This window comes from Pseudorhodobacter ferrugineus DSM 5888, from assembly GCF_000420745.1.
Lineage (GTDB): Bacteria > Pseudomonadota > Alphaproteobacteria > Rhodobacterales > Rhodobacteraceae > Pseudorhodobacter > Pseudorhodobacter ferrugineus.
Genome location: NZ_ATVN01000005.1, coordinates 186585 through 197460, shown reverse-complemented (window position 1 = coordinate 197460; position 10876 = coordinate 186585). Strand labels below are relative to the sequence as shown.

11 protein-coding genes and 1 pseudogene are annotated in these 10876 nt (G+C 57.5%); all 12 read right to left on the bottom strand.

Annotated features, from left to right (window positions below; all coding sequences use genetic code 11):
* Positions 1-415, bottom strand: a pseudogene (locus G560_RS0106795) (IS5 family transposase); the annotation flags it as partial.
* Between the two features lie 175 nt (positions 416-590).
* Positions 591-1286, bottom strand: coding sequence for an urea ABC transporter ATP-binding subunit UrtE (gene urtE / locus G560_RS0106790; protein WP_022703561.1), 696 nt, complete (start codon positions 1284-1286; stop codon positions 591-593).
* Positions 1287-1295: 9 nt separating this feature from the next.
* A complete protein-coding gene (gene urtD / locus G560_RS0106785) occupies positions 1296-2042 on the bottom strand; it encodes an urea ABC transporter ATP-binding protein UrtD (protein WP_022703560.1) in 747 nt (248 codons plus the stop codon).
* Positions 2039-3265 (bottom strand): urea ABC transporter permease subunit UrtC, encoded by a 1227-nt coding sequence (gene urtC / locus G560_RS0106780; protein WP_022703559.1) that lies wholly within the window; start codon positions 3263-3265, stop codon positions 2039-2041. Before urtC ends, urtD begins: the two co-directional genes overlap by 4 nt.
* A 1-nt stretch (position 3266) precedes the next feature.
* Complete coding sequence (gene urtB, locus G560_RS0106775; RefSeq protein ID WP_022703558.1) at positions 3267-5213, bottom strand: urea ABC transporter permease subunit UrtB; 1947 nt, start codon at positions 5211-5213, stop codon at positions 3267-3269.
* A gap of 54 nt (positions 5214-5267) precedes the next feature.
* Entirely contained in the window at positions 5268-6554 is a 1287-nt protein-coding gene (gene urtA, locus G560_RS0106770; protein ID WP_022703557.1) for an urea ABC transporter substrate-binding protein, read from the bottom strand.
* A gap of 301 nt (positions 6555-6855) precedes the next feature.
* Complete coding sequence (ureG, locus tag G560_RS0106760) at positions 6856-7485, bottom strand: urease accessory protein UreG (RefSeq protein ID WP_022703555.1); 630 nt, start codon at positions 7483-7485, stop codon at positions 6856-6858.
* A complete protein-coding gene (locus tag G560_RS0106755) occupies positions 7482-8123 on the bottom strand; it encodes an urease accessory protein UreF (protein WP_022703554.1) in 642 nt (213 codons plus the stop codon). Before G560_RS0106755 ends, ureG begins: the two co-directional genes overlap by 4 nt.
* Entirely contained in the window at positions 8116-8664 is a 549-nt protein-coding gene (locus G560_RS0106750) for an urease accessory protein UreE (protein ID WP_022703553.1), read from the bottom strand. The genes G560_RS0106755 and G560_RS0106750 overlap by 8 nt, the downstream gene beginning before the upstream one ends.
* A 9-nt stretch (positions 8665-8673) precedes the next feature.
* Positions 8674-10380, bottom strand: coding sequence for an urease subunit alpha (gene ureC / locus G560_RS0106745; protein ID WP_022703552.1), 1707 nt, complete (start codon positions 10378-10380; stop codon positions 8674-8676).
* Positions 10381-10686, bottom strand: a complete 306-nt coding sequence (locus tag G560_RS0106740; RefSeq protein WP_022703551.1) for an urease subunit beta — start codon at positions 10684-10686, stop codon at positions 10381-10383. It abuts the gene before it with no gap.
* On the bottom strand, positions 10686-10874 hold the full coding sequence (locus tag G560_RS0106735; protein ID WP_022703550.1) for a hypothetical protein: 189 nt from the start codon (positions 10872-10874) through the stop codon (positions 10686-10688). Before G560_RS0106735 ends, G560_RS0106740 begins: the two co-directional genes overlap by 1 nt.
* Between the last annotated feature and the right edge of the window lie 2 nt (positions 10875-10876).

Below are 10876 nucleotides of genomic sequence, written 5' to 3'. Positions count from 1 at the left end.
ATCGGACGACCGCTGGTGTCCGTGACGGCATGCAGCTTTGTGTTCATGCCGCCCTTGGTCTGCCCGATTAAGCGTCCACGCCCCCCTTTTTAAGCCCCAGGCTTGAGGCCGTGCGGTGCGCTTTGAGATAGGTCGCATCAATAGAAATTGTTTTATTATCTGGGGTCTGCGCAGCCAGCCCGGTCATAATACGAGCGAAAACGCCCATATTGCTCCAGCGCTTCCAGCGATTGTACAACGTCTTGGAAGGGCCATAGTCAGCAGGTGCATCACACCAGCGTAAGCTATTGCGGTTAATGAAGATAATACCGCTCAAAACACGTTTATCGTCGACACGTGGCTTACCTCGGCTCCTTGGAAAGTAGGGCCGCAGTCGCAACATCTGTTCGTCAGTTAGCCAGTAAAGATTACTCATCATACCCCCAAATCATTGGGGTCCGTGAATCATAACCGCAAATCAGCAGCAAGGCATTTTATGGGTCCTGAGCCTAGAGCCTTTTCCAAGTCAAAGCATGCAGTGACCCGTGCGTCTGTTGTTTCGCTTGTTTCCTTATTACTGCGCCGCTCAAAACGATACTCTGGATTACATATCAAACCGAAACTTCGGCCCGTAAGGCGTCGCGTCCAAGGGCTGCCTTACGGTCGCTTATCGCGACTTCACCGCGCCGCAGCACATAGATCTGATCGGCTAGCGTATAGGCGAAATCGAAATACTGCTCGACCATCACTATTGCGATGTTGCCTTTGGATTTCAGGTGTTCAATCACGCGGCCTATTTGTTGGATGATGTTGGGCTGAATCCCCTCGGTCGGCTCATCCAGCAGTAAGACCTTTGGCTGCATTATCATGGCGCGGCCAATTGCAAGCTGTTGCTGCTGGCCGCCTGACAAATCACCGCCGCGCCGGTTTTGCATATCTTTCAAAACTGGGAACAGATCAAACACCTCCTCAGGGATTCTATGCTCCGCTTTGGGCAGTACGCAAAAAGCGGTTTCAAGGTTCTCGCGCACGCTCAGCAGCGGAAATATCATGCGGCCTTGCGGCACCACCGCCAACCCGCGATGCGCCATGTCATTGGGGCGCAGGATGCCCAAATTCTCACCAGCAAGCGCCAACGTACCGCCCGAACGTGGATGTGCGCCCGACAGAGCCTTGAGAAAACTTGTTTTCCCTACGCCGTTGGTGCCCATGATGCATGTTACTTCACCTTGCTTTGCCTCAAAATCAATCCCGTGCAGGATTTGCGATCCGCCATAATGCAGCGTCAGGCCATTTGTCTTTATCATTGCAGCCCCCTATTCCCCGCGCCCGAGATAAACGTCGATGACATCCTTGTTTCGCGTCACATGTTCCAAGCTGCCCTCGGCCAGAACGGCCCCTTCGTGCAGCACCGTCACCTTGCAATTCAATCGCCGCACAAATTCCATGTCATGTTCGACCACCACCACCGCGCGGGTCTTGGCGATTTCGACCAGCATATCGGTGGTTAGGTCGCGTTCGGCTGGGGTCATTCCGGCGGCGGGTTCATCGACCAGCAACAGCCGTGGTTCCTGCGCCAACAGCATCGCAATTTCCAACCATTGCTTTTGCCCATGGCTCAACTCGCCCGACTTGCGGGCAAGGTGGTCCAGCAGGCCAACCTGTTCGGCCAATTCTGCCACGCGCCCGCGATCTTGGGCCGTGGGCCGCCAGAACAAGACCCGCCATGGGCTGCGCGCGGCCCGCAGTGCAAGGGTCAGGTTTTCGGCAACGGATTGGTCCTCAAACACGGTTGGGCGCTGAAACTTCCGACCGATGCCCGCGCGCGCAATCTGCGCCTCGGTCATTTTTAACAACGAACGCGACAAGTCGCCAAACAGCACAGACCCACTGTCGGGCCGGGTTTTGCCAGTCACAATATCCATAAACGTGCTTTTGCCTGCCCCGTTCGGCCCGATGATCGCCCGCAATTCGGCGGGGCCAATGCTAAAGGTCAGGTTGTTAATCGCACGAAACCCGTCAAAGCTGACGGTTACGCCCGATACTTCCAGCAATGCGGTCATTTCTGCGCCTCACGTTCTTGCAATGCGCCTTGGTCGGGGCCAAGGGCGGCCCCGCGCCGATTAGGGCTGCGCAAACCAGTCAGCGCATCAAACAAACCACCAAGCCCCTTTGGCGCAAACAGCGTGACCAAGACAAAGGTCAACCCCAACAACACTTGCCACCAATCCACCCAATCCAGCCTTCCAAACCCCAACGGAATGGATGGCGCCCGTCCGCCCGTGAACCAACTGGACAAAAGCGACACAACCGCTGCCCCTATAACGGCGCCGTAAAGCCTGCCACGCCCGCCAATAGCCACCCAAACCGCAAGGTAGATCGACGCGGTGGGCGCAAGCTCGGCAGGATTGATGATCCCCGCCTGCGGGTAATACAATGCGCCGGCAAGTGCTATGACCACCGCCGTCAGGGCAAAGACGAACAGCTTGTACCCCTCGACCGAATAACCCAAAAACCGCACCCGCGCCTCATCATCGCGGATCGCGCGGATCACCGAACCGAATTTCCCCGAGACAATCCACGATATCAAGAGATAGGCCAACCCGAGTGCAGCCGCCGATGCCCAAAAGAACCAAACCGACAGCGTGGCCTGATCCACATCGGCAAGCCCCGGCAGGTTTTGCAGGCCAGACAACCCGTTGTTGCCCCGCAAGCCACTTTCGTTTTGGAACAGATACAGCGCCAAAGCCAAGGTCATCGCTTGCGTCAGGATGGACAGGTACACCCCTGTCACCCGCGCCCGAAACGCCAGCCACCCAAACACCAGTGCAAGCACCCCCGGCACCAAAACCACCAAGGCCATTTGCAGCGGAAAGCTGTGGGCAAAGCCCCAGATGAACGGCAAATCAGAGCCGCCAACGACACCGAAAATTTGGCTGGCGATGCCTTGTTCCAGCTCTTGCGGCGTGGCGGGTAATCCGCCGCCCGACAGCGACGCCTCGACAATTTCGCGCGTGCGGGCATACATCAGCCACATGCCGATCATGTACCCGCCCAACGCGAAGAATGCCATGTGACCCAAGCTCAATATCCCCGCATAACCCCAGATCAAATCCATGGCGAGGGCGGCAAGGCCAAGGCACAACGTCTTGCCCAGCGTTTTGATAAAAGATGTCGACAGATGCCCCGTGCCATAGCCTTCGGATAGCGCCGTGATCAGCACGGCAAACGCCAGAAGGGTCGCGACAAAAACGGTCAAGGACGGGTTGGTGCGGCTGGTCTGCATATCAATCCCCTGCCGCGCGGCCCTTAAGGGCGATGATGCCCCGTGGCCGGAACTGGATAAACAAAATGATGAACAAGATCATATAGGTTTGCGCGGCAAGCGTGTTGGACGGGTTCAACCATTCAATCGCTTTTTGCAGGCCACCAATCATCGTGGCCCCTGCAAGCGCCCCCCAGATGTTGCCAACCCCGCCAACCACCACGGTCATGAAACTTTGGACAATGTAATCCGTGCCCAGCTCCGAGGTAACCTTGGCAAACAACCCGATCGCCACGCCGGCAATCCCCGCTATGCCTGAACCAATGCCAAACGTCAGCATATTGATGCGGTCCGGATTGATGCCCATGCTGGCCGCCATCGTCGGGTTTTGTGTAACCGCCCGCACCTCAAGGCCCAGCCTTGTCCGCTTCATCAACCACAGAAAAAAGGCCAGAAACACCAACGCCAGCACGAAAATCGCAATGCGGATATAGCTGATGGACACCACATCATTCAGCACCCACGCGCCGTCCAACCACGCGGGCGAGGTCAATGGGCGGGCCTGCGTCCCAAAGATGTTCTTCAAAATCTGTTGCAATGCGATGGAAATCCCAAAGGTTGCAAGCAAGGTTTCCAACGGCCGCTTATACAAATGCCGGATCACCAAACGCTCCATCGCAACCCCGATCGCAAAGGTCACAGCAAAGGCGAGCGGCAGGGCGATCAGGATCGACGCGGTGTAATTGGGGACCCATTGCTGCACCACAAATCCGGTATAGGCGCCGATGGTGATGAACTCGCCATGGGCCATGTTGATGACCCCCATCACCCCAAAGGTAATCGCAAGGCCAATGGCCGCAAGAAAGTAAATCGACGCAAGCGACAACCCGTCCAACGCAAGGTCTGCGGCCTGCATAATACCCACCTGCTGCGAAATTGCGGCCAAGGCAGTGCTTGCAGCCTGCGTCACGGCGGGGTCAGCTTCAAGATAGACATCAAAAAACCGGTGATTGGCCAGCGCGCTTGTCACTTCATCCTCGGTAGTCGCAAGCGGCACCTTGCCCGCGACCTCTAACGCCGTATAGGCGCGGTCGCGCGCCGCTTGCGTGTTTAAAACGGCCAGTGCCACGCCCCCAACCGCCCCGTTTTCAAGGTTCGCAATCAAAGCCGCACGTTGATCAGCAAGGGTCAAACGCGCAGGGGCAAGATTGGCGGCTTGCAGCAGTTCATAGGCCTGCGCGATGGTCAGGGTTTTGCCGGGCAACAGCTCTTGGGCGATATTGGCATCGGGGGGCGCTGCGCCTACAACAACCACGCGCCGCGTGGCCAGCAAAGGGTTCAGCGCCCCGCGCAGATCAAGCCCAATGTCGGCCCCGAAACTTTGAATAGCCATCACGCGCGCCGCGCTATCGGGATCAAACCGCAGGGTCAAAAGCCGTTCTAACCGTTGCTTTTGCGCCAATAGGCCTGCGTCCTTTTCTGCCGCAATCGACGCGCGCAAAGGGGCAAGTCCGGCCTCGGTCGGGTCAGATGCGATCGACGCCAAAGCATCGGCGCGTTTTGTCGGGTCAGGGTCTGACAGGTTGAACTGAACCAAGGCCGTGGCAATCAACCCGCGCACGCCAGCATTGGGTTTCAACTCGGCAATCTCGGCGGTTGGCGCGGTGCCTATGTCATTTCCGTTCAAATCGCGCAGCGCATACCCATCGGCACTGGGGCCCAGTAAAACAAACCGCCCGTCCGTTTTGCGCAGCCCCAAGCCCTTGGCTGACCAAGCCCCAAGGATCATCGCCGCCGCCGGATCACCGCTGGTTGCCAGCGCGTCAATCACCGGCCCGATGGTTTGGCGCGATGCCTTTTCGACGAGGGCGCTGTTGGATTGCAGGATCTCTTGTGCGACTTGGGCCTGGGCAAACCCTGTCCAAAGCCAGCACAGCGCAATCAGCAAAAACCGCGATAAATGACGCATTATATTTCCAAATCAGATGTGATGCGGGGGGCGCCTCTGCCCCCCGCCCAAGCCTCAGTAGTTCGATGTCAGCTGAACGCAGGTCTTGGTTTCGGTGTTATACATCCCGCATTTCAGGTCCTTCCAATCCGCCGCAAGCACAGCCGACGCAGGCAGGAAATCGGTCCAGGCATCACCGGGAACCGGGTCAGTCTGGCTGATGATGTCAAACTGACCATCGGCACGGATCTCACCAATCAGCACAGGTTTGGTTAGGTGATGGTTTGGCAGCATTTCGGCGACACCACCTGTCAGGTTCGGGAATTTCTGCCCGATCATCGCCGCAGACACCGCGTCAACGTCGGTTGTACCAGCAGCCGTCACCGCATTCACCCACATGTTGAACCCGATATAATGGGCCTCCATCGGGTCATTGGTGACGCGGGCGTCATCCTTGATGAACGCTTTCCATTGCGCAATAAAGGCCGCATTTTCAGGGGTATCAGCCGACATAAAGTAGTTCCAAGCCGCAAGATGCCCGACAAGGTTGGACGTATCCAGACCCGACAGCTCTTCTTCGCCCACCGAAAACGCGACCACGGGCAGTTTGTCTGCAGTGACACCCGCCGCCGCCAGCTCTTTGTAAAAGCCAATATTGGCGTCCCCATTGATGGTGGAAATGACGCCGACCTTTTTGCCGTCCGCGCCCAAAGCCACCACATCGCCCACAATCTTTGACCAATCCGAATGGCCGAAGGGCGTGTAGTTTACAAAGATATCCTCTTTGGCGATGCCCTTGGACAGCAGATAGGATTCCAAAATATTGTTGGTCGTGCGCGGGTAAACGTAATCCGTGCCCAGCAAGGCGAATTTCTCAATCCCCAGCTCTTCAAGGAAATAATCCACCGCCGGAATGGCCTGCTGGTTTGGCGCAGCCCCCGTGTAAAACACGTTTTTCGAGGATTCCTCACCCTCATATTGCACAGGGTAGAACAGCAAACCGTTCAACTCTTCGATCACCGGCAAAACCGATTTGCGGCTAACCGAGGTCCAGCACCCGAACATGACATCAACATTGGAAACCGTCAGCAACTCGCGCGCCTTTTCGGCAAACAGCGGCCAATCGGATGCAGGGTCAACCACCACGGCCTCCAGTTGTTTTCCCAACACGCCGCCCTTGGCATTTTGCGCCTCGATCAGCATCAACATGGTGTCTTTCAACGTGGTTTCCGAGATGGCCATCGTGCCGGACAAAGAGTGCAGCACCCCGACCTTGATCGTTTCGGCTTGCGCAAAGGCAATCCGAGGGGCAGCAAAGGCCGCGATACCTGAGGCCAACAGCGCGCGTCTGGATAGTTTCATGAGTCTTTCCCTTTTAGGCCGCGCCATGCCCTTCCTTTTTTTGCAAAGAAGGCACATATATGGCGGGCAGCAATTGTTGCACCCGTGCGGTGGGAGATGACGTCCAAACCAATTTCCCGCCGCACATCTTTTCGGATTCTAACTGAACCGAGCCATTGCAGAAAATGAGATGGGGGGGACCGAGGCAATGCTGCCTGCGGGAAAATAGCACATAATATTTGCGCCTTGCGGTTGACGCCTGATTTTTATGCAACCTTTGTCGCTGCGGTGCAGAAAGTGGACGCCCAGCACATGCCGGCCCCTAAATCGGGTCGGACAGCAAAATGCCGCCTTCACGTTGCAAGAACTCTACGACCTCGGCGATCCCCACTCCGCCGCGCAACTGTGCCAAAACAAAAGGCAGGTCTTTGCGAGCGATCCGCGTATCTTGTTCCAACAGCGTCAGATCGACGCCGACATGCGGCGCCAGATCGGTTTTATTGACGATCAACAAATCCGAACGCGTGACCCCCGGCCCCTTTTTACGCGGGATGTCTTGCCCTGCAGCCGTATCGATCACATAGATCGTCAAATCGGCCAATTCAGGGCTAAAGGTCGCGGCAAGGTTGTCGCCCCCCGATTCAATCAAAATCAAGTCCAGATCGTCAAACTGCGTCGTCAGATCGGCAATCGCGGCAAGGTTGATGCTGGCATCCTCGCGGATCGCCGTATGCGGGCAGCCGCCGGTTTCCACACCGCGAATTCGGTCCGAGGACAGAACCTGAGCGCGGATCAGGTACTCTGCATCTTCGCGGGTGTAGATATCATTTGTGATCACCGCCATAGAGCAACGCGGCGCAAGGGCGGCGCAGAGCTTTTCGGTAAGGGTGGTTTTTCCGGCACCTACAGGGCCGCCGATACCAACCCGCAAAGGGCCATTTGGGCTTTTCATGATCGAAATATCCTAACGTCCATGGTTTCATGTCGCATCTGCGCAAGATCGGCGCCAAAGCTTGCGCTGCCCAGTTCTGACAGCGGTGTGACGGCATATTCGGCGGCCAGTTGCACAAGGTCTGGCCCTAAATTTGTGAGTATTTGTTGCCCAACGGTCTGACCCAAGGGCACAAATTTTACCGCAGCCGCAGTCAATTGCGCCGCGAACGCCTGCAAGTAAAGGCCAAGAACAACTGACGTCTTAAGGTTCAAATTGCGGGCAGCATAACCGAGGGCGACCGCATAGGGCAGTGGCGGTTGCGGCGCCTTCAGCAGTGCGGCGATCGTGACGCCAAATGCGCGACCTTGTTCCGTCATCTCATTCAGCCGCTCTGCGCTTCCCGCATAGGCGCGGGCAAGATCGGCAAGGGCAGCAATATCGGTATGCGGATCAAGCGCATGGGCCACAAAGATGGCATCCATCCGACCAGATCCAAACCGCAGGACAGACTGCAACCACAAGGCAAGGCTATCCCCATCCAAGATGAAGCCATCATGGATCGCTGCCTCCAGCCCCTGCGAATAGGCAAACCCTCCAATCGGAAAGGCCGGTGATAACCATTGCACAAGCCGCAACTGATCCAGCTGATCAACCATGTGGGTGGGTATGACTATGAAAGCCGCCATGCTCGTGATGCAGCCCATCGCCGTTGTGGTCGTGTCCGCCGTGTGCGCCGTGTTCGGGGGGGGACCCATGATCATGTCCCATCGTGCGGCCATGGCCGTAAGCGCCACCTTCTGGGCAAAAGGGTTGGTTGGTCACGGTCAGCGTCGCACCCAGTTGGATCAGCATCCCCTCCAGCACAGGGTCGCGGCTGATGATCAGGTGATCGGTTTTAATCTGACAAGGCGTGTGACGGTTGCCGATATGCCATGCCAGCCGTGCCAGATCGCCGGTCACTTTGACCACGGCTTCATCTGCTGCCCGCACGGCAATACGCTGCCCGTCAGACAGTTCAAACACGTCGCCGTCATTCAGGTTGGTGGTCTGCGCCAGATCAACCAGAAACGACAAACCCTTGTTCGTTTTCAATCGTTTGCGCCGCAGCAGGCGCGCTGCGTAATCCAACACAACGGCTTCGGCAAGTGCTGCTCCGCCGTGGCGGTGCAGTTTTCGGGCGGTGGGAATACCTGTCATCTTGCGGCCTCAATACAGGAAATAGCGTTGGGCAAGCGGAAGCTCTTTGGCTGGCGCGCAGGTCAGCAGCACACCGTCAGCCCGCACCTCATAGGTTTCGGGGTTCACCTCGATTTGCGGTGTGGCGTTGTTCAGCACCATATCGGCCTTGCCGATGCTGCGCGTATGTTCCACCGCCAGCACCGATTTGCCAAGGCCAAGACGCCCGGCAACATCATCTTCCAGCGCCGCCGCAGACACGAAGGTCACTGCACTTGCCATACGCGATTTGCCCAAAGCGCCAAACATGGGCCGCGAATACATCGGCTGCACCGGAATGGACCCGTTCGGATCGCCCATCTGCGCGCAGACAATTGTGCCACCCAGCAGGACCATTTCCGGCTTGGCGCCGAAAAATACGGGCGACCACAGCACCAGATCAGCGCGCTTTCCCGGCGCAATAGATCCGATATGTGCTGACATGCCATGCGTGATTGCCGGATTGATCGTGTATTTGGCGATATAGCGACGGGCGCGCAGATTGTCGTTCTCGCCCGTCTCGCCTTCCAGCCGCCCACGCTGCACTTTCATTTTATGCGCGGTTTGCCATGTGCGGGTAATCACCTCGCCGATCCGGCCCATCGCTTGGCTATCCGACGAGATGATAGAAAAGGCACCCATGTCGTGCAGAATATCCTCGGCCGCGATGGTTTCGCGCCGGATCCGGCTTTCGGCAAAGGCGATATCTTCGGGGATAGAGCGATCAAGGTGATGACACACCATCAGCATATCAAGGTGTTCTTCTATCGTGTTGACGGTATAGGGCCGCGTCGGGTTGGTTGATGACGGTATGACGTTCTTGCTGCCCACGACGCGGATGATATCGGGCGCATGGCCACCGCCTGCGCCCTCAGTGTGAAAGGCGTGGATGGTGCGCCCTTTTATAGCGGCCAGGGTGTTTTCCACAAAACCGGATTCGTTCAGCGTATCGGTGTGGATCATCACCTGCACATCCATCTGATCCGCCACGGTCAGGCAGCAATCAATCGCGGCGGGGGTCGTGCCCCAATCTTCGTGCAATTTGAGCGCACATGCCCCGGCCCGCACCATTTCTACCAAGGCCTCGGGGCGCGAAGCATTGCCCTTGCCCGATAGGCCAAGGTTCACCGGCAGGCTGTCAAACGCCTGCAACATCCGCCCGATATGCCATGGCCCCGGCGTGCATGTGGTGGCGAGCGTTCCATGCGCCGGGCCCGTGCCGCCCCCCAGCATGGTGGTGATACCCGAATGCAGCGCATCCTCTATTTGTTGCGGGCAGATGAAATGAATATGCGCATCAAAACCGCCCGCCGTCACAATCCGGCCTTCGCCCGCGATCACCTCGGTTCCCGGCCCAATGATGATATCGACGCCGTTTTGGGTGTCGGGGTTGCCCGCTTTGCCGATCTTGTGGATCAGACCGTCGCGCAGGCCGATATCAGCCTTATAGATGCCGGAATGATCCAAAATCAGGGCGTTGGTGATCACGGTATCGACCGCGCCGCCTGCACGGCTGATCTGGCTTTGGCCCATCCCGTCCCGGATCACCTTGCCGCCGCCAAATTTCACTTCCTCGCCGTAGGTGGTTAAATCGCGCTCGACCTCGATCACCAAATCGGTATCGCCAAGGCGCACACGGTCCCCCGTCGTGGGGCCGTACATCGCTGCATAATCGGCCCGCGCAATGCGTGTGGACATTTACAGATCCCCCATTATGGCGCCATTAAAGCCAAACACGCGCCGCAATCCACCATAAGGCACAAGGCTTACGTCGCGGCTTTGACCCGGTTCAAACCGGATCGCTGTGCCTGCGGCGATGTTCAGGCGCATCCCCCGCGCGGCGATACGATCAAACGAAAGGCCCGCATTCGTTTCGGCAAAATGGTAATGGCTGCCCACCTGAATTGGCCTGTCGCCGGTATTGGCGACCATCACCGTAATGCCGGTTTGGCCCGCATTCAGCGTAATGTCACCCGCTGCGGGGTATACTTCGCCCGGCTTCATCATGCCCGCCTTTTGCGCAAATATATCAAGGCGACGACCAAGGCCACGGCCCCCGCCGCCAATATCAGATGGTCGGGCGCTGTCACCAAATGATACAGATTTTGTATCACTGTGTTCGGCGTATGATTGCCGCTATGCGCCAAAGCAGGCACGGGGATCAGTGTGAAAACAACGGGGGAAAACCGCATGG

Coding starts and splice junctions, on each gene's coding strand:
- G560_RS0106750 (WP_022703553.1), bottom strand. CDS start 8,664: ATGACAGGTATTCCCACCGCCCGAAAACTGCACCGCCACGGCGGAGCA.
- G560_RS0106735 (WP_022703550.1), bottom strand. CDS start 10,874: ATGCGGTTTTCCCCCGTTGTTTTCACACTGATCCCCGTGCCTGCTTTG.
- urtC (WP_022703559.1), bottom strand. CDS start 3,265: ATGCAGACCAGCCGCACCAACCCGTCCTTGACCGTTTTTGTCGCGACC.
- G560_RS0106740 (WP_022703551.1), bottom strand. CDS start 10,686: ATGAAGCCGGGCGAAGTATACCCCGCAGCGGGTGACATTACGCTGAAT.
- ureG (WP_022703555.1), bottom strand. CDS start 7,485: ATGAAAAGCCCAAATGGCCCTTTGCGGGTTGGTATCGGCGGCCCTGTA.
- urtB (WP_022703558.1), bottom strand. CDS start 5,213: ATGCGTCATTTATCGCGGTTTTTGCTGATTGCGCTGTGCTGGCTTTGG.
- G560_RS0106755 (WP_022703554.1), bottom strand. CDS start 8,123: ATGGTTGATCAGCTGGATCAGTTGCGGCTTGTGCAATGGTTATCACCG.
- urtA (WP_022703557.1), bottom strand. CDS start 6,554: ATGAAACTATCCAGACGCGCGCTGTTGGCCTCAGGTATCGCGGCCTTT.
- urtD (WP_022703560.1), bottom strand. CDS start 2,042: ATGACCGCATTGCTGGAAGTATCGGGCGTAACCGTCAGCTTTGACGGG.
- ureC (WP_022703552.1), bottom strand. CDS start 10,380: ATGTCCACACGCATTGCGCGGGCCGATTATGCAGCGATGTACGGCCCC.
- urtE (WP_022703561.1), bottom strand. CDS start 1,286: ATGATAAAGACAAATGGCCTGACGCTGCATTATGGCGGATCGCAAATC.